Below are 19,178 nucleotides of genomic sequence, written 5' to 3' on the forward strand. Positions count from 1 at the left end.
ACCCGCTTATGGCTTCGAATAACAAAGTGGCATGGTCGGACGGCCTGTTTGTCAAACCCCATCACTTCCAGCAGCAGACCCGCTATCTGGAAAATCTGGCACAGCGTTATGCGTCAGGAAGTGAGGCACACAATTTTGGCTTTCACCAGTTGATCCTGAACGAGGAACTGCTGTCGCTGGGCAAGGTTGCTGTTGTCAGTGCCAGTGGCATCATGCCCGATGGCACGGTGTTTGACATTCCCGGAACGGACGTGTCACCGCCGGTTCTGGACATTTCCGAAGGCCTGACCGCCAACGAAATTATCTATCTGTGTGTGCCGCTGATGATTGATGGTGGCATCGAGATTGACCGGAACCGCAATGCGGCAACCGGGGTAGCGGCGCGTTACGTCACCGACGAAATCGCCGTTCGCGACAACACCGTGCAGGCAGGTGAACTGGCTGCCATCGATGTTGCCCGTGCCTGCCCGGTGCTGCTGCCCGGTTCCCAGGACCTGTCTGCCTATTCGAAGCTGGCGGTTGCACGCATCGTTGATAAAACCGGCGAAGGGGCAATTGTGATCGACAAGGGTTTTTATCCGACCATGTTGTCGATCTCGGCCGCCCCGTCGCTGCGCCGGTTCCTTGGTGAACTGGCCGATGGTGTTGAACAGCGTGCCGCAACCATCGCCGGGCGTATTGGCAAACCCGACCAGAACGGTGTTGCCGAAGTCGCCGACTTCCTGCTTTTGCGCGGGTTGAATTCAATGTCACCGCTGCTGCGCCACTATGTGCGCATGTCAATGGTGCATCCGCGCCCGGTTTATGAATTGCTGCTGCAAATCATTGGCGAGCTTTCGACCTTTTTGAATGAAAGCAAAATCTGCCCTGATCTGCCGGTTTATGACCATGCCCTGCCGCATCAATGCTGGCCCACAGTCACCCAGCATCTGCGCCAGCTTGTCACGGCGACCCTGGTGGCAAATGCCATTCCGATCCCGCATGAACATAAATTGCATGGTTATGTGGTGGCCCCGGTCCATGAACGCGAACTGATCCGCACGGCGGAATTTGTTTTGGCGGTCAAGGCCAATGTGCCGCAGGAACGCCTGCACCGCGAATTTGTCGCGCAGTCGAAAATCAGCTCGATCGAGAAAATTCGCGAACTTGTTCACAAGCAGCTTCCGGGCATTCCGCTGCGTCTGATGCCGGTTGCCCCGCGTCAGCTGCCCTATCACGCCGGATATTCCTATTTCGCGCTGGAACGTTCTTCGCCGCGCTGGGGACATCTGGAAAATTCCGACGGATTTGCATTTCACATCGCCGGGGAGTTCCCGGAACTTGAACTGCAATTCTGGGCAATCATGGGATAATGCAAATGACCGATATTGCCGTATCACCATATGATTCCAGGCGGTCGGCCGCGCTTGCGGCCAATGGCCATGGCGGGCAGGCAACCCGCCAGATCGGCAGCAAACCCGATGACATGATTGAATCGCTGATGTCATCGCGTGAAACCATGGATTTTCAGCTTTCGGCAAAGGGCAAAAACCGCCTGCTGGAAGCCGCCGTGCCATTGCTGGGTTTAAGCGTGCGTATTCGCAATCTGCACGATTTCAACGATATCGAAGCCCTGCATAGCCGCCTGGTCAATGAAATCCCGGTTTTCCAGCAGGATCTGGAAAAAATGGAATATGACGAGGCCACTGTTCTGGCTGCCCGTTACATTCTGTGTGCGACCCTGGATGAGGCGGTGCTGTCGCAGGTTTGGGGTGCTGAAAGCCTGTGGCCCGAACGGCCGATGCTCTCGATTTTCCATAACGAAACCTGGGGCGGTGAAAAGGTTTTCGCCATTCTGGATCGGGTGATGGATGAAGCGCACCGCTTCCTCGACCTTCTGGAACTTCTTTATTACTGCATCGCCCTTGGCTTCGAGGGCAAATACCACGTCATGCATAACGGCCAGGCCAAGCTGGAACAGCTTCTGGTCAATGTGCACGGCATTCTTGAAAAACACCGGGGCGAAGCACCTGACAAGCTCGTGAACCCGGAACCGAATATCTATGACGCCAAGGAACGCATGGGATGGCGCTTCCCGGTATGGGGGGTGGTGCTTGTGTGTCTGGTTATTCTGGCGGGCATCAATATTGCCTTTAACGAAAACCTGAGCAGTCAGATCGACGGGATCGAGGCACAGATCGAGGCCTCTCTTGGTGGAAACAACATGGCAGGGAGGCCCTGATGTTAAAGGTTTCCAAAGAACGTATTTTATCGAAACTCAATACCTATAGCCGAGAAGCCCTGAAACGGGCCAGCGAAATGGCGATTGAACAAAGCCAGTTTGAAGTGACCGTCAGCCACCTGTTACTGGCGATGATGGAACAGCCCGGCGGGGATACCGGCAAGCTGTTATCCGTACTGCGTATTCAGCCCGAACGCCTGGAAGCCAAACTGCGCAAATCGCTGGATCATGCGCGCCGCGGCGCACAGGACCTGCCGGAATTTGCTACCCTGCTGTTGGAGCTGTTGCAGGATGCCCTGATGCTGGGCAGTGGCGAGCTGGAAGAAGACAATATCCGCACCGGAACGATTTTTGCCGCGGTTGCGCAAAACCCGGATCGTTATTGCCATTTTTATGTTTTTTCCGAATTTGAAGCCCTTGATAGCCGCGCCATCCTGACCGGTTTTTACGACCTGGTTAAAGGCAGCATGGAAGGCAATGGCGACCCCAATAATCCGGCCCGCGATGGTGGCGCCAATGGTGCGGGTGATGCCCCGATCCAAAGCGAAAGTGCCCTGCACAAATTTGGCCGTAACATGACCGAACAGGCCAAAAACGGCGAGATTGACCCGGTATTTTGCCGTGATACCGAAATCGCGCAAATGACCGATATCCTGTCACGCCGTCGCAAAAACAACCCCATTCTGGTGGGTGATCCGGGCGTGGGTAAAACCGCCCTGGCCGAGGGGCTGGCCCTTAAAATTGTTGAAGGCGATGTACCCGCCGCCCTGCAGGGTGCGGCCCTTTGGGAACTGGATTTGGGTGCGCTGCAGGCTGGTGCATCAGTAAAGGGTGAATTTGAACGCCGTCTTAAGGCCGTGCTGGATGAAGTGATCAGCGCGCCGGAAAAGATCGTGCTGTTTATTGACGAAGCCCACACCCTGATTGGCGGTGGTGCCGCGGCTGGCGGGTCGGATGCGGCCAATTTGTTGAAACCGGCACTGGCACGCGGACAGATCCGCGCAATTGCGGCCACTACCTGGTCGGAATACAAAAAATACTTCGAAAAAGATGCCGCCCTGACCCGTCGTTTCCAGTTGATCAAACTGGCTGAACCGACGATTGACCAGTGCGTTACCATCCTGCGGGGCCTGCGCCCGCAATATGAAAGCCAGCATAACGTATATATTTCCGATGCTGCCCTGCATGCTGCAGCCGCCCTTTCAGTGCGCTATCTGACGGGCCGTCAGCTACCCGACAAGGCGTTTGACGTGCTCGATACCGCAGCTGTCCGTGTTGCTGCGGGCCAGTCGGCCCAGCCGCGCGAACTGGACTGGCTGAACAAACGCATTGCCATGCTTGAACGCGAACGCAAAGACCGCGACCGCGACAGCCGCATGGCCGCCATCGGGGCAGGCAGCACGGGCGACCATATCGAAGAAACGATAGCCCGCCTTCATGCCCAGGCCGAAAAATTGCAGCATCGCTGGCAGGTCGAAAAACAGAAGGTCAACCGCGTTATTGAACTGCGCACCCTGATTGCCAAGGGCCACGATGCAGCCAATGACGAAACCGGCCATGCTGCCAATATTGATGACGATGCAGATACCGCGCTGGCAACGACCGCCGAAAATGAAGCGGACGCAACCAGTGCATCCGAACAGTACGACCCCGAAGCACTGCGTGCCGAAATTGTTGCCCTGCTGGCTGAACTGCGCGACGCACGGCGTAATGAAACGGCACTGGTTGAATTTGAAGTGGGCGAAGGCGTTATTGCCGATGTCATTTCAGATTGGACCGGCGTTCCCGCCGCTGCCATGTCCGATGATGATGCGGATCGTATCCTTGGCCTTGGCGATGCATTGCGCAGCGTGATCAAAGGCCAGGACCTGGCGATTGAGGTTATCCACGACCGCATGAAGGCTGCCCGCCTTGACCTGGTGCGTGACAGTGCACCGCGCGGGGTGTTCTTGCTGGTGGGGCCGTCCGGGGTTGGTAAAACCGAAACGGCAGAACAGGTGGCCCTTAACCTGTTTGGCGGTCGCCAGTTCCTCAGTGTGATCAACATGTCCGAATATCAGGAAAAACACACTGTTTCGCGCCTGATTGGGTCACCCCCTGGCTATGTCGGTTATGGCGAAGGCGGCATCCTGACCGAGGCCATCCGCAAGATGCCCTATTCGGTCGTGCTGCTTGACGAGGTCGAAAAGGCCCATCCTGATGTGATGAATATTTTCTATCAGGGGTTCGATAAAGGCGTGATCAATGACGGCGAAGGCCGTGAAATTGATTGCCGCAATGTGGTGTTTTTCATGACCTCGAACCTGGGGTCGGATGCCCTGATGCAAAACCGTGAGACGGTTGAAAATGCATCGATGGAGGCCTTGGAAAAGGCCCTTCGCCCGCATCTGCAGGAACATTTCAAACCGGCCCTTCTGGCCCGTATGCGCATCCTGTGTTTCAAACCGCTTTCCAGCGAAAGCATCCAGCAGATCATTGATCTGAAACTTAATGGCCTTGCTGCCCGCCTTAAAAAGGTACGTGGCATGGACCTGCGCTGGAATGATGCGGTTTTGGCCCTGATCGAAGATTTGTGTGCCCATGCCGATAATGGCGCCCGCATGGTTGAGCAGGTGATTGACCGCTGGATTTTGCCCAGCATCGCCGAAGAAGCCCTGCAACGCATTTCCGATCATGCCAGCCTTGATGCGCTGGAACTTGATGCCGCCGATGGTGGCTTTGTCATGACCTTCCTGCCGGAAACGGCAAATGAAACGGCGGTCGATGATGGGGAAGGGGCCGGTGACGCCGAAAATGCCGATGGTTCGCAAACCGATGATGCGGACTTCGCCGAGAAAGAGGCCCGGGCAGGATGAACATGATCGATCAGTTCAATATGCGCGATCATTTTGTCTCGCTGTGCAATCTGGTGAACCAGACACGGCTGGATGGCGTGCTGGTCCAAAGTGGCGAATTGATCGCCAATATGACCGGCGGTCGCATTGCGCTGATCTATCTGCTTGATGCAACCGGGCGCAACCTGGTGCTTTCAGGTGGTTATGCCCACGGGTTTTCAACCTGGGCACCGGGCTCGCTTGTGCATCCCTTGCAGGGCGGCGGTGGTTCGCCCGTATGCCCGTTAACCCAGGTTGCCTTTACCGGCAAAACCCTGTGCCTCGATAACGGCATGGCAGGCTATGACATTTCCCCCGTGACCAAAGCGATCGACGGGTTAAGCCTGCCGACCCATATGGCGGTTTTGCCACTTGCACGTGCCAATGCCGATTTTCTTGGGGTTGCTGTGGTTCTGGCCGACGGGGCGATTGCCCCCTGGCTGGACCGCAGTGTGACCCGCCAAATCCTGCGTGCAGTGTCGTCATCCATCGAAACCCGCCAGGTCGTTGCCGGGCAGGAAAACGAAAAGGCGATGCTGGAAAAATCACTGGCCCGCGCCGAAGGGGACCGCATGTCCCTGCGGCGGCGGGTCACAGGGCGGCTTTCCAAACGCCTGATCGGCCGGTCGCGCCCGATGCAGATTTTGCGTGAAAAAGTTGCCCATCTGGCCGGTAAAACCGGGCCGGTCATGATTTTGGGTGACGATGGTGTGGGTAAGGAAAAAGTCGCCCGCGCCATGCACGAACATTCGATCCAGTCTTCGGCACCGTTTGTTTATGTAAACTGCGCCAGCCTGTCGGCCGATATTTTCGCCCCCGAACTGTTCGGGCATAAACGCGGCGCGATCAAGGGTGTTGCCAGTGCGCGCAAGGGCCTTTTGCGCAAGGCGGGCAATGGTGTGCTTTATCTTGATGGCATCGACCGCCTGTGTGGTCCCAGCCAGGAAATGCTGCTGCGTTTGCTGGAAACACGGCAATATCGCCCGCTGGGCAGCGAACGCGATATGGAACTGTCTGCCCGTATCATTGTTTCGGCACGGTCCGATCTTTCGGTACGCGCGCAGGAAGGCGCGTTTTTACCCGGCCTTTATTACCGCCTGCGTGAAACCACCGTTACCGTACCTTCCCTTGGCGAATGCCGCGAGGATATCGGCGATATCGTCCATGCCGTTCTTGCCGGGATCGAACGTGAAGAAAAACGCCATTTGAAACTTCACCCCACCGCCTTTGCCTTTCTTTCGCAGCGCCCCTTTGCCGGGGATCGCCGCGAACTGGAAGGCTTGACCCGCCTTGCTGCCAGCGATGCCGAAGACGGCACCATGCTGACCGTGGCGCATTTCCAGGCGGTGGACGCGGCAGCAATGCCCGAAAACGCATCATCGCCGGGGGTTTTACCCCTGCCCGAGGCAATGGCGATGTTTGAACAGGACCTGATTACACGTGCATTGGCGCAAACCGATGGCAACCGTACCACGGCGGCGCAGATGCTGGGTGTCCCCAAAAGAACACTGGCTGATAAATGCAAAAAATACGGACTGTAGGTGTTATGGCCATGATGGTGGTGTGTGGCGCCAGCATAAATGCCAATGCCCAAACTGTGATTGATGATGATGCCCTGGCGGCCTGCTTCACAACGGCCAACCGCCTGGACCGGCTGGGCTGTTATGACAGCCTGCTGGGTCGGCCGGGCATGGGTGACGAAGGTGTTGCCATCGCGCAACCCGTTGAAACCGATGATGAAAAAACGCCACTGGCCGTAAGCTATGTGAACGGCTTTTTGCGGTCGGCCAATGTCACGCCGGAAGGTGTGGCTGTGACGCTTCTGGACCATAAAAGCGGGGCCAAAATTACCGGGCCGAATGGTGATTTGCTGGACCGTATCAACCCGCCCCGCGATATGGCCGATTTTGACCAGCTTCGCCGTCAGGCCGACCTTTACCTTGCATTACCAGCTTTGGCCGATGCCGGGGAAAAGGGTGCAATGCTGGTCAGTTGTGAAAACAACATCACGCGGATGCGCCTGATGTGGATGGATGGTTTTTCCGGCCGCACCGTGAATGCCCGCTTTCTTTATGGCGGTAGCATTTCGCAGGAAAACGCCACCGGCACGCTTTTGCGGGTGAACGGCCAGGGGCACATCCTCGAAACCCCGCGCGGGCTGGAAAGCATCCGCCTTTTAAAGACGATTACCGATGGCAGCAGAATTCAGGTGTCGGTTGATGCCGGAAACGAACAGCGTTCGCTGTTTTTCGATGCTGATGCATTGCGCAGCGCGCTTCCGATGATGGGCCGCCATTGCGCATGGAAAATGGATAGCAGGTAGGCAGGGCAGGAAAATGGTTAGGCGATTATTCAATATTCTCAAAAAACTGCTGCGTCCGCTGGTACTGGTTGCAGTGTTCAGCCTGATTATGGCGCCGGTCATTTATTTCTTCGGCGAGCGTATCGGCACCCATGGCGTTTATCCCTTCAAGGATGAAGGCATCCGGTTTGTGGTATCGGCCGGGTTGCTTATTCTGTCCATTTGCCTGTTTCTTTTTATGGCCATTCGTGCGGTTGTGCGCTGGTGGCTGGCACGTCGCAATGCCAGCTCGCGCCAGCCGTCCGAGGAAGAAATGGAAAAAACCGCCATGGCGGCGGTCTTTGACCGGGCGATGACGGTGATCCGCAATCGCTGGTCAGGCGAGGGGCGTGGGGTTTACAGCCTGCCCTGGTATCTGGTGCTGGGCCAGTCAGGCAGCGGCAAAACCAGCCTGATCGAAAATGGCGATTTGCGCTTTCCGATTGACCATGAAATCGAACTTGATTTGCGCGAATTGCCGCCGCGTCAGGCCAACCATTTCTTTTCCTGGCGCGTTGCCGGTAACGAGGCTGTGCTGCTGGATTTGAATGGCGATTATTTCCGCCCGCAACAGCGCCGCTCATCGGTTGAAAATGCCCTGTGGGATGCGTTTTTAAGCAACTTGCAACGGGTGCGTCCGCGCCGCCCGATCAATGGTATCGTGCTGGCAATTGATTTGTCCGAATTTATGGGCATGTCCTTTAACCAGCGCGAAAACTATGCCTTGGAAATCCGTCGTATCATCAATGATGCTGTGGACCGCCTTGGCACCCGCATGACCATTCATCTTGCTTTCACCAAGCTCGACCAGGTTGCAGGCTTTGCCGATTATTTCGCAACGCTTAGCGCTGCTGATCGCGAAATGCTGTATGGCTTCCATTTCCTTTATGAAGGCCGCCATACCCCGGAATGGCTGGATCAGTTCGACAAACAATACAGCGAATATCTGGATCGTTTGCATCTGCGCCTGAAAAAACGGGTGCTGGAACTTAAATCCGCCAATAGCCGTCAGGAAGCCTTTTCGTTCTATCGAACCTTCCTGGGTCTGGAAGCACCTTTGCGGTCCTTCCTTGAGGGGGCATTATCGCCCGATAAATTTACAACGCCGCCGCTGGTGCGGGGATTGTATTTCTTCAGTAACCGTCAGGAAAATGCACCGCGCAACGTGTTCCTCGAAGCCGTTGGCCAGCGTTACGCCCTGCCAGCCCCGCTTTATGGCACCAGCCAGAACACGTCCTATCCTTATTTTGTGACGTCGTTCCTTAAAAAGGTGGTCTTCCCCGAAGCAGGCCTTGCCGGTAACAATTTCCGTGTAGAGGAACGCTATCGCAAACGTATTCTTATGTCGTTTGGTATTGGCGCGGCAGCCTGCATTGTTGGCGCGTTTTATTGGAATGACCGCTACCAGATCAATATGGAACGCGCGCAGGATGTGTTGGCAAAGACTGAAGCATTCAGCAAGGCTGCTGCCCGCGCCAGCCTTGATCCGACCGGCAAGCAATATTTGCAGCCGTTAAATGAACTGCGCGCCGCCATTGACGAATTTGGTGATTACCGCGATGTCGGGCCGGTGCAGGCACAATTGACCCTGTATCAGGGCCGCGATATTGGCCCGATCATTGACCGCGCCTATAATTACGAACTGCACCGCGAATTTGCACCGGCTCTGGTGGCCGGGCTGGCCCGTAACCTTCGTTCTGTCTGCCCCAAGGGTGGGGACAAGGAACTCGATTATCTGCGGGTCTATCGCATGATGGCCGAGATGGACGGGCGTGATAACGCCATTGTCGATGGCTATTTCAACCAGCTTTGGGATACGCGCCTGAAACGCGAACCGCAAATCCGCGAACAGCTGGCCGCCCACCTGGATTACATGCTGGACCGCAATCCCCAGGCTTACGAGGTTGATGCCAACCTGGTCGCCCAGGCGCAGCGTGACCTTAGCCAACAAACACCGTTCCGCCGTGTTTATCGCACGATACGATCGCGCACGACACAACAGCTTTCCAAACCGCTGGAACTGCCGATTGCGGCCGGGGCACCTTTTAACGTTGTTTATCAGCCGGTTGACCTTGAACAGGACCAAGCGGCCGTTGAAACCGAAGGCAATGGCCTGGCCGCAGCACGCGATTGCAGCGTACAAAGTGTCAGCGACCCGGATCAGGGACCGTTTGAAATTCCGCGGTTTTTCACCAAAAAGCAGTATCACGCCATGTTCGTGCCGCAGCTTGAACAGGTGGCAAAGGTTGCCGGTGATGATTTGTGGGTTCTGGGCAAGCTTGAAACCAGCACCATCACCGAGGCCGATTACGATGACATTCGCAACCGTGTCCGCGAAAGCTATGTGAATGATTATATCGGTTCATGGAAACACGGCCTGAATTCGATGCAGGTTCGCCCGTTTGTCGATATCAAACAGGCCACCGAAATCCTTCATACGCTGGCCGATGGCAATAACCCGATCCGCCGGGTTGCCGAACTGGTGCGTGATAATTCGGTTCTGTATGAACCCAAAGAAGCCGCCAGCGGTGAAGATGGCGAAAACCTTGCCGATCAGGTTGATTTTGATACGCCCGAAGATCCTAACCGGGTTGCCGCACGCGATATCAAACGCGAGTTCGCCGATATCCGCGAAATGCTGGCCGATCGCCCCGATGGCGGCCCGTCCAACATGGATGAAATCGAAGACGCGCTGGGGTCTGTCTACCAGTATATGAAGGCCGTACGCGATGCATCCGACCCCAATACAAGATCGCTTGAACTGGCCATTGAACGGGCCAAGCTTGCCGGTGATGACCCCATCTTTGTCCTTGAACGGGTGGCGGAACGGACACCTGCGCCCTTTGGCGAACATTTGCAGTCGGTTGCCAATCAGTCCTGGGGTGTGATCATGCGTGGGGCGTCGGTTGCGCTGGGTCGCAAATGGCACGATCAGGTTTATGGGGCCTATCAGCGGCTTATCGCGGGCAAGTATCCGTTTAACCGTAAATCCGGCAATGATTTGCCCCTGAAAGATTTTGAAGAATTTTTCCGTCCCGGTGGCATCCTTGATGCGTTCTACAAACAGGAATTGCTTACCTTTGTAGATGAAAACAGCGGAAAACCAAAAGTGATTGATGGTCAGTCCATTACGGTCGATCGCAACTTTACGACCCAGTTGCGTGCCGCAATGAACATCACCAAAAGCTTCTTTAACCAGACAGGTGATCTGTCGGTTGAATTCAGCGTCGCCCCGGCTGGCATGAATGCCAATATCAGCCGTGCGGTTCTGAATTTCGAGGGCCAGCTTGTTGTCAGCAGCCACGGCCCCAGCCGGCCGATCACGGTTTTCTGGCCCAACATTATCGATGGTCCGGCATCGTCCCGTGTTGATATGTCAGCACTTTCGGGTTCGGGGCGGTCAATGGCCAAACAGTTCGATGGGCCCTGGTCGTTCCTGCATCTTTATGACGCGGCCAAAAAATCGAACCTCGGTAATAATTCAGTTGACATCACCTTTGCCAATGCCAACGGCCAGACTGCGACATTCCGTGTTCGCCCGGAAGCCCGTGTGAATGCGTTTTTCAACAGTCCGCTCAGCGGCTTCTCATTGCCCAGAAATCTCCATGGGGGACTATCTTCATGACCAGAACCGGTATTTGTACTTTAACGGCTGTTGCAACGGTAATGATGCTTTCGGGCTGCGCCAGCCCGGGATCATCCATCCCCCAGGCGGGTAAAACCTATACCGGCCCGCTTAGCGCCGAGGCCGAGGCCAAATTGCGCGCCAAGGGCTATGGCATGTCGGATGCCGAACGCGACAAGCTCAAACAGATTGACCGGGACCGCCTTGCCGCCACGTTTGATTTCCAGAAACTGGGCCAGCCGGTTGAAAGCCCGTTTGCCGGTTTCGGGTTTGTCGGGGCGGAAAATATGCCCTATGCGGTTTATCGCAATGGCAAGGCCGTTACCTTTACCCCCGAAGGTACAGATACCGAACTTGAACAGGTTGCGCCGCGCCTGAACGGGGTGATGCTGGCGGGCAAGGATATGGAACGCATTGTTGGCGAAAGCCCGCGCGGCACCATGATGTCGTGGAACACCGCCGATCTGTCCCAGCAGGTGGTTTTACGCCCGCAAAACAGCACCTTTGGCCTGACCAATGTTTATGATGTGGGGGCCATTGCGGATTCACCCTATCTGGCGATGGCGGTTGAAGGTGGCCGGGTTGAATTGTGGGATCTTGCGGCAGGTGAGATGGTTGAATTCACCGAAAACAAGGTTTCCCAGCCCCGCCAGGTGATGGATGGCAGCGCCTATGATGATGTCATTTATGGCACCAATCGCGGCGAGATCGAAGAATGGAAACCATCGGTCGATACCACCCGTCTTTATGCCCATGCGGGTCCTGTTCTTGATATCGCCAGTGTTGGCGGGCGTGATCTGATCGTATCATCGGCCAAGGATGGCACGGTTACGATCTATGATCGCAAGAAAGGCGAAATCGTCCATACCCTGGAATTTGATACCGTTGTTTATAACATCGAAGTATCGCCTGACAACCGCTATGCCGCGATTTTCCAGACATTCGGATCGCCCTATTATATCGACTTTGATGCCATGGAATCCCGCCGTCTTTATGTAGGTTCGGGCGCGCATGTGACGCAGGGTCGCTTTGCCAAAAATGGCAGCCTGCTTCTGGCACGCGAAGATAATGATGTGATCCGTATCTGGAGCACGGAACGCAACAGTCTGGTTGCCAAAATTGCCCCGGAGCAGGGTGGCGGTATTGTCGGCTATGATGTGTCCGATGCCCTGGGTCTGATTGCAGTGGCAACGACCGAAGGCAATGTTGAATATTGGGACCTGGAAACCGGCCGTTATATTCGCACAGCTTTCCACACCGATACGCCGCTGGTGGGTGTTGAAATCAGCCCCGATGGCACGCGTGCCGTTGTTGCACAGGCCGATGGGCAGCTTGCCCGCTGGCGCGTGATGGCGGACCAGCCGGCACAAACTTTCATGTTTGACTGACATGAAGTTTCCGGTTGAACAAATCCTTGCCAGTATTCCCGGCCCGGACCGGGAATTTGGCGAAATTGATGACGACATTCAGGAAGCGCTTGATCAGATCGATAATGAACTGATGAAGCGCGGCACTCTGAATGCCGAAAGCCTGGACTGGGATGCCGTTGCCGAACAGGCCGCGGCGGTCCTTGCCCGCTGTGCCCATCTGAAGGGGTTTCATGCGGCGGTTCTGGCACTGACAAACCAGCCGGCATCGGCCGACCTGGCAAAGGCCTTTGCGCTTTCGACCTATCTGTTTGCCCAAGCCTGGCAGGAAATGCACCCCAAATCCAAGCGGGCCGGGCGCCTGCGCGATGTCTGGATTGGCGATATTATCGGCAATCTGGCATCGGGGGTCGAATATGTCTGCAAGGCCGAACGCACCCTGCCCGATGAAAGCCGCGCCAAGGCCCTGGCACTGGTCGAACTGGCATCGCCGCATGGCATTGATGTCAGCGCGCTAAGCGATGCTTTGCAGGCTGCCAAAACACCGCCGCCACCACAGAGCGAAAAACAGTCTGGCGGGGGTGGGGGCGAATTTGTCTCGCGCGAGCTTAATGCCCGCGACCGTGCCGTTTTGCGCAAGGATATTCGATCGGTTGCGGATCGGATTACCCAGTTTGACCCGGATGCGCCTGTCGCCTATCTGATGCGCGGTTATGCCGCCTGGCTTGAACATAAATCCCTGCCTGAAAACACCGATGGCGTGACCCAACAGCAGGCCATGCCGGCCTTTATCCTTGATGAACACAAGGCCGCCGCCAGCGACCCGGATGCGGCAAAACTCGCCAAGCTGGAAGACCGCCTTTATATGAGCCCCGACTGGTTTGAAGGCCAGAAAATTGCTGAACGCATGGCCCGCAAGCTTGGCCATGAGGCGGTGGCCAATGCCATTGCCCAGCGATCAGCGGAACGGGTTTTGTCCCTGCCGGGGCTTGATAAGCTGCAATATGCCAATAACAAACCCTATGTTTCGCCCGAAATTGCGCAATGGCTGGCAAATGTTGGCTCTGCACTGGCGAAGGGTAAAGGGAAGGCTGGCGGTGCGGGTAAAGGGGCTGTTGATGATATCCCCGATGACGATGACATGGATGATGCCGGCAGTAAAAAGCCCAGCCTGGAAGATGCCCTGCGCGTGGCCGATGATGCGGTAGCCAAAAGCGCATCGGGACGGGAAACCGTTCTGGCGAAATTTGCGCTGGCAAAGGAAATGGCGACCCATGGCCTTAAAAGCCATGCCCGCCTGATTTTTGATGAAATTCTGCACGAATTTGGTGTCGCCAAACTGGGCGAATGGGACAAGGCCCTGCTGCGCGAGGTGCAGCAGGAACGAAGCCGCGTTGGCTAGGCCCCAATGCGACGGCGGCCAATAAACACTGCCTGATTGTAAAGGCGTTGTTGTTTGCCCGTTTGGCGAATTGTCGCCCGGATGGGCGGAAAACCGCCTGAAATGGGGCTGTTCGGGGCGGGTGTAAAATTGGAAAACTGTTATCTGACAATAGGTTGGGTCACAGTGGCAGCTTTGGTTGCTTGTTGGAATTTTTGCAGATTCTGCCCGGTGTTTTTGGGCATGGTGACGCTGCACCGATGTGCGACGTCAGTTGTTTTTGAAATGGTCCTGGCTGTGCCGGACCCTTGCGTGAACAGAAAGCGGAACCTGAAACTTCATGTCAGTTGATCTGATTAGTGATGCCGTCGCAACGACCGAACCCTGGCTGGCCCAGTGCCATTTTGTGCGCGTCCCTGAAACAGGCGCGGATGGTGGCAATGGGGATAAACCGGCGGGCAGCAACGGTGCGCCTGACACTGCAATACAGGATGACGACCCGTTTGCCTTTGCCGCTGAAACCAATGATCACTGCAAAGGCCTTGTGGCGGTTCTGACCGGGGGCCGCGAAGATTTTGAAGCCGCGCTGGAAAAATTTTTAGGTGATCAGCCATTAAAATTGCTGTGGTGCGAAGATATCATGCCCGCCACACGCTGGATGATGCGCTATCCCAAGGATAAATTCGCCGTTGAACTGGCGCGCATGGTGCACGATTACCGCCCGGTTGAAATTGGCCCGCTTAGCACAGCGGATGGCGGTATTCAGGGCGAACATGCCGATGCCATCTGGGCAGATCTTAAAGAAAACATCACGCCACTTGATGACCAGTTTGGTGTCTGGCCGCGCAAAAATGTGCCCGATGATCTGGCCGATATCCTTTTTGGCGACATTGATAAAACCGGCAAAACCGGCCTTGCCACCTATGCGGTGATTGATGCTTCGAAAATGCGGCATCTGGCCGAAAATCTTGCGTCCTCCGGGCTGGAATATCGCTGCCTGTTTACCGGCGAAGCGGGCGAAAACCTGGGTGATGTTGCGCCCTATCTGGTGAAGCTTGATCGCGAGAACCGCTTTAGCAGTGATCTTCTGTCCAAGGGCGATCGTCCCTGGCAGCATTGGGATAGCGAGGCCGCCCTGTTTGTGCGCAGCGCTGCCGGGTTTGACGATATCTGGCGCCATATGCGCAAATTCACCAAAATTCGCGATGCCGGTGACAAATGGTTTTTCCTGCGCTTTTGGGACCGCATGTTTGTGCATTACCTTCATGAACATCCCAAGGGCCCGTTTCCTGATGGTTTCTTTCGCGAAATAGACGTGGTTATCGCCCCGCATAAAGAAGGGGCCGTGCGCATTGTTGGTAAAACCGGCCATGATGCCACTGCCAGCGAACCGTTTTTTGAAACCTTCAGTGCCTTTGTTGCCGGTAACAAACGTAATGGCTTCATCGACCGGGTGGCGGCGTTTTTCGCCGCGAAATACGAAGAAAAGCCCGAAAATGATGTTCTGATCAGCCAGTATCAGCGGGCCCGGCAATTAACCATGGTTTCCGAACTGGCCGTTTTAAAAACCATGGAAGCCCAGTTTTTACTGCACCGTGCCGGTAAATCTGCCGATGCACTTGATACCGATGCAATCCCCGATTTTGACAATATGAGCGATGTCCACCGGGCCGACGCCCTGCTGGAACAGGCAACCAATATGGCGAGCGACTGACATGGAATACGGCGATTTTTCTGCCAACGCAGATTCAGAAGAAACATTTTTCCCCTGCCAGCGCAGTAGCATTCCCATTCTGCCGGTGCGGTTTTCGCAATTGCCCTATGATCTGGAAAGTGCGCAGCCGCCTTCGTCAATTGGCAGCCCCGGATCGCGCATTATCCGCACGTTGCGGCGCGGGTTTGTATATGTTTATGTTGAAAACCCGCAGGAAACCGATGATGCCAGCGACCGTCAGGGGCCGGGATCCTGGTATGTGTTTCGCTATGATACCAAGGGGCAGGATATTAACGGGGACTTTGTTCCCAGTGGAACAGACAGCTACCATCGCGCCGATTACAGCTTCACCAAATATGAGTGGACGGATAATTACGGTAACGATACTTGGAAATATGACAGTTCGACCCCGGCCAGCAAAACCATCTGGGTGCCGAAATGGGCCAGCAAGGTCTGGCTGGCCTATAGCGAATATCGCTGGCCGCCATCATTTTTCCGTCAGGGCCACCAGGAAAGCTTCCGCAAGCAGATCATGCAGCCGGTTAATCTGCGGGGTAGTAACCAGTGGGCGGCCTATATCGGCAAGGCAGAGGATTTTGTCGAAGAATTCAAACCGACCCCATTGCGAACCAATTCGACGCTTGCGGGGCGCTTGAGCCTGTCGCAAACCAAGTTTGCACCAGCCGTACCGCCACAAATTGCCGATGAATGTGCGGTTGTTGCGGCTCTGCATGATCCGCTTGGTGATATTCTGGAAATGCAGTTTCGCTATGCAGCGAAAATTGAACACAAGCAGAATTTTTCGAATGCCAATGTGTATCCGCTGACAATTGGCCGGTTCTGCGAAGCTGTTAAAGATCAGGTGCCAAAGCGTGACGAATGGTATCAGATGCAGGATCCTGCCTTCGCAGATGATTGGGAGGTCAGCTATGACAACCTTAAATCCATTATTGATAGCATTGATAACAGCCTTGATGAATTGATCACGGCGATCAATCTTCATATCGGCAATGAAAGTGACCATCATCTTGGCAAACATCTTGCCCTGGGTTTTGGCCAACAGAACGATCCGGATGCCGTGGGCTATGCATCCCTGCTTTTGGGGCGTGCGCTTGCCGGGCTGGGGGCTACGGCGAAGGGGCATATTGCCATCCGCAAGGGCCTTGGCGGTGCTGCTGATATTCCCAATGCTGATCAGAACAAGGGATCATCGCTTAACAAGCCGCTGCGTCTGTTCATGAAAGCCTGGAGCGGCTTTAGCCCCGGTGTGTTTGACCGTATTCGCCGTTGGCAGTTTTCATTTGATATTACGCTTGAGGCTATCGCCCTTGAGATTGCTGCGGAACGGGCGGTGATAGACGGCGCGGAATTGCGCAATGCCATTTCAAATGGCTATCGCCGTTCGGCAACCGGCACCTTGATGCTGACCAAACGCACTGTGTCCTATGTTGATGCGATCAAATTCCTGCAGGGTGCCTTTAATGATGCCCAGGTCGAAGACCTGATTGCCGGTATCAGCCCGACGGGTGAAATGCACATGTCTGCCCTTGATAGCCGGATGCCGACGGTTGATATCCCGGCTGTTGAAATGAATGGCAAGCTTGAACTGATGGGCGGCCTTCGTGCCGACCGCACCATTCGTTCCATCGAAACGGGGACGGCGGGTATTGGGGTTCTGCTGGGCGCCTGGGCTCTGGTTGAAACGGCGACGGCGCATAAAAAGGCGAACGAGCTTTTTGAAAAGGGGGCTGTTACCGGGTTTTTGACCAGCAAGGAATTTACCCTGACGGCAACGGCAATTGGTGTTGCTGATGCGTCGCTCAGCCTTGGTACGAAAACGATGAAAATGTTCGCCCCAGCCGAGCAGATTACCCAGGATGCTTTGGAGGTTCTGTATAAAAAGGCCATTCCGCAGGGGGCTGACGAGCTGATTTATGCGCCAAAGCTGGCTTCGGCCTCTGGTGTGGGCCGCGTGGTGACGACGTGGTTGCCACGTGTGTCGATCTTCCTGGGGCTTGTGATGTCGGCAGGTGGTATTTATCGCGGTGTTGAACGGGATGATCCGGCTGAGATCATCGGCAATGCGGCGCTTTTGATTGGTACGGTGATGATGCTGTTCCCGGCAACTGCGTGGGTTGGCGCGGTTATTTTGCTGGTGGGGCTGGGTATTACCTTCCTGAGTTATTCCGACACCGAAGATGTGGTGCGGAAATGTTTCTGGGGTAGTCAATCGCCCTATTGGGATCTGCAGGTTCGTCCGTCCCCGACTGAGCTGATCGAGGAAACCCGTAATCTTCCGGGTCAGTGGAAGAAACATCTCGAAGAAGAAATCCACTGGTTTGAAGACTTGCTCTGGACCATGACGATTGAAAACAAAACTGCCGATGATGGCATGTTTGTAATTGAAAGCCCTGCCTTTACCGAAGACACACCAGGCAAGCTTGATTTACGCATTACCGAGCTTTATGGGCGTTCATGGGACCTTAGTTATGATCTTTCGACCGGGCAGATCAGCGGGGATGATAGCGGGCAGGTCCATGTTAATGCCATGGCGGGGTCATCAACCATTGTTGTGAAAATCGACCCGGCAAAGGAACGCGGCCAGCAGCGCTTAACACCGATGACGGGCTATTATTATATGCCTGTTGATACGGGTGATTATGTTAGCGCCGAATATACCCGCGGTGAAACCGGCCAGACCTTCTCTGCCCATCTCAGCGGGAAAGGAAATCTGTAATGGCGCAGCGGCCCGGCCTTTCCGCATCCCGATTGGAAGGCATTACCCATCCGCGCAAGGATGTGGTTGATGTTGCTCAATACCGTTTCGGGCACCGCAAAATGGTGGCCGGGCTGGCTGCGTTGGGAAGTTGGGTTGCAACATTCCTGTGGGTGTTTTTGCCGGTTATGTCGGGCCAGCCCTCACCAATTGATCATTTTCTGGGGAAACTCGGACGGGGTTATTTGTGGGGAGAGGACCCTGCCTGGGCGCAGTCCTATATGCGGGAATGTTTGGCCAAAAATTACTACGGCTGCTCGGCAGATACGACCCCGTTTGAGTTTATCGCCCTTCAATTTCATGCTGACCCCAAATCCTATATTGTTCCTCTCATCGGTCTTGGGATTGTGGCGATTTGCGCATTTGCCTGGTTTTTCATGCGAAAGCCCGCACCAGTGCGTTTTAATCGGGATATTGGTGCTGTTTATGGCGTTCACGATGGCAAATTCTGGATCCTGCCAGCCTCGGAATTTGATTATGCCTATCATGGTGAATGGGATCCGCTCTCTGGTCGGTTTTTTAGCAGCGGCCCCACGCAGATCAGCCTTTATAACGCCAACACACCATCGCGGAAACGCACTTTCTATCTTGGCGCTTACCCGACGGGCCAGGATGCATATGGCCAAATATTGGGAGATGCTTTGAAAAACTTTCTGGCACGCTCGGGCACTGGTGAAATTATTGCCAATGCCCCCAGCCATACGCCGCTTAAATGGTGGCAGGCTTCCCTGTTTGGCGCGGCGCGCCTTCCTGAAAATATTGATGCCCAAGCCATCGACTGGCTGGCCGCGCGCGGCAAATTTCAGGGCTTTGTAAAGGCCTGAACGGGAACATCTCTTTCATTGCTGATGTTAGCAAAAGAAAACGAACGGACGATTAT

General features: G+C 55.3%; 11 protein-coding genes. All 11 read left to right on the forward strand.

Going from position 1 to position 19,178, the window contains the following annotated elements:
- Positions 1 to 8 precede the first annotated feature (8 nt).
- The 11 genes from tssK (at position 9) to CSC3H3_RS21630 (ending at position 19,122) form a co-directional block, all read left to right on the forward strand.
- Positions 9 to 1,352, forward strand: a complete 1,344-nt coding sequence (tssK, locus tag CSC3H3_RS21580; protein WP_101286487.1) for a type VI secretion system baseplate subunit TssK — start codon at positions 9 to 11, stop codon at positions 1,350 to 1,352.
- Positions 1,353 to 1,357: 5 nt separating this feature from the next.
- A complete protein-coding gene (gene icmH / locus CSC3H3_RS21585) occupies positions 1,358 to 2,221 on the forward strand; it encodes a type IVB secretion system protein IcmH/DotU (RefSeq protein ID WP_157831983.1) in 864 nt (287 codons plus the stop codon).
- Positions 2,221 to 5,076: a type VI secretion system ATPase TssH gene (gene tssH / locus CSC3H3_RS21590; protein ID WP_101286488.1), complete on the forward strand. Its 2,856-nt coding sequence runs from the start codon at positions 2,221 to 2,223 to the stop codon at positions 5,074 to 5,076. Before icmH ends, tssH begins: the two co-directional genes overlap by 1 nt.
- A 2-nt stretch (positions 5,077 to 5,078) precedes the next feature.
- Positions 5,079 to 6,635: a sigma-54-dependent transcriptional regulator gene (locus tag CSC3H3_RS21595; protein ID WP_165791896.1), complete on the forward strand. Its 1,557-nt coding sequence runs from the start codon at positions 5,079 to 5,081 to the stop codon at positions 6,633 to 6,635.
- Positions 6,614 to 7,417 carry a type VI secretion system-associated protein TagO gene (locus tag CSC3H3_RS21600; protein WP_101286489.1) on the forward strand — a complete coding sequence of 268 codons (804 nt, stop codon included), beginning with the start codon at positions 6,614 to 6,616 and terminating at the stop codon, positions 7,415 to 7,417. Before CSC3H3_RS21595 ends, CSC3H3_RS21600 begins: the two co-directional genes overlap by 22 nt.
- A gap of 13 nt (positions 7,418 to 7,430) precedes the next feature.
- Complete coding sequence (tssM, locus tag CSC3H3_RS21605) at positions 7,431 to 11,060, forward strand: type VI secretion system membrane subunit TssM (protein ID WP_101286490.1); 3,630 nt, start codon at positions 7,431 to 7,433, stop codon at positions 11,058 to 11,060.
- Positions 11,057 to 12,448 (forward strand): WD40 repeat domain-containing protein, encoded by a 1,392-nt coding sequence (locus CSC3H3_RS21610; protein ID WP_157831984.1) that lies wholly within the window; start codon positions 11,057 to 11,059, stop codon positions 12,446 to 12,448. Before tssM ends, CSC3H3_RS21610 begins: the two co-directional genes overlap by 4 nt.
- Position 12,449: 1 nt before the next feature.
- Positions 12,450 to 13,829, forward strand: coding sequence for a type VI secretion system domain-containing protein (locus CSC3H3_RS21615; RefSeq protein WP_101286492.1), 1,380 nt, complete (start codon positions 12,450 to 12,452; stop codon positions 13,827 to 13,829).
- A gap of 319 nt (positions 13,830 to 14,148) precedes the next feature.
- Positions 14,149 to 15,522, forward strand: a complete 1,374-nt coding sequence (locus CSC3H3_RS21620; protein ID WP_101286493.1) for a DUF4123 domain-containing protein — start codon at positions 14,149 to 14,151, stop codon at positions 15,520 to 15,522.
- 1 nt (position 15,523) lies between these two features.
- Entirely contained in the window at positions 15,524 to 18,259 is a 2,736-nt protein-coding gene (locus tag CSC3H3_RS21625) for a toxin VasX (RefSeq protein ID WP_101286494.1), read from the forward strand.
- Positions 18,259 to 19,122, forward strand: coding sequence for a hypothetical protein (locus CSC3H3_RS21630; RefSeq protein WP_101286495.1), 864 nt, complete (start codon positions 18,259 to 18,261; stop codon positions 19,120 to 19,122). Before CSC3H3_RS21625 ends, CSC3H3_RS21630 begins: the two co-directional genes overlap by 1 nt.
- The last annotated feature ends 56 nt before the right edge of the window (positions 19,123 to 19,178 follow it).

The organism is Thalassospira marina (assembly GCF_002844375.1).
GTDB classification, from domain to species: domain Bacteria; phylum Pseudomonadota; class Alphaproteobacteria; order Rhodospirillales; family Thalassospiraceae; genus Thalassospira; species Thalassospira marina.

Bases quoted from the DNA above. Each gene is read 5' to 3' on its own strand.
- tssK (WP_101286487.1), top strand. From the start codon at position 9: ATGGCTTCGAATAACAAAGTGGCATGGTCGGACGGCCTGTTTGTCAAA.
- CSC3H3_RS21595 (WP_165791896.1), top strand. From the start codon at position 5,079: ATGATCGATCAGTTCAATATGCGCGATCATTTTGTCTCGCTGTGCAAT.
- CSC3H3_RS21615 (WP_101286492.1), top strand. From the start codon at position 12,450: ATGAAGTTTCCGGTTGAACAAATCCTTGCCAGTATTCCCGGCCCGGAC.
- tssH (WP_101286488.1), top strand. From the start codon at position 2,221: ATGTTAAAGGTTTCCAAAGAACGTATTTTATCGAAACTCAATACCTAT.
- CSC3H3_RS21630 (WP_101286495.1), top strand. From the start codon at position 18,259: ATGGCGCAGCGGCCCGGCCTTTCCGCATCCCGATTGGAAGGCATTACC.
- CSC3H3_RS21610 (WP_157831984.1), top strand. From the start codon at position 11,057: ATGACCAGAACCGGTATTTGTACTTTAACGGCTGTTGCAACGGTAATG.
- icmH (WP_157831983.1), top strand. From the start codon at position 1,358: ATGACCGATATTGCCGTATCACCATATGATTCCAGGCGGTCGGCCGCG.
- tssM (WP_101286490.1), top strand. From the start codon at position 7,431: ATGGTTAGGCGATTATTCAATATTCTCAAAAAACTGCTGCGTCCGCTG.
- CSC3H3_RS21625 (WP_101286494.1), top strand. From the start codon at position 15,524: ATGGAATACGGCGATTTTTCTGCCAACGCAGATTCAGAAGAAACATTT.
- CSC3H3_RS21600 (WP_101286489.1), top strand. From the start codon at position 6,614: ATGCAAAAAATACGGACTGTAGGTGTTATGGCCATGATGGTGGTGTGT.
- CSC3H3_RS21620 (WP_101286493.1), top strand. From the start codon at position 14,149: ATGTCAGTTGATCTGATTAGTGATGCCGTCGCAACGACCGAACCCTGG.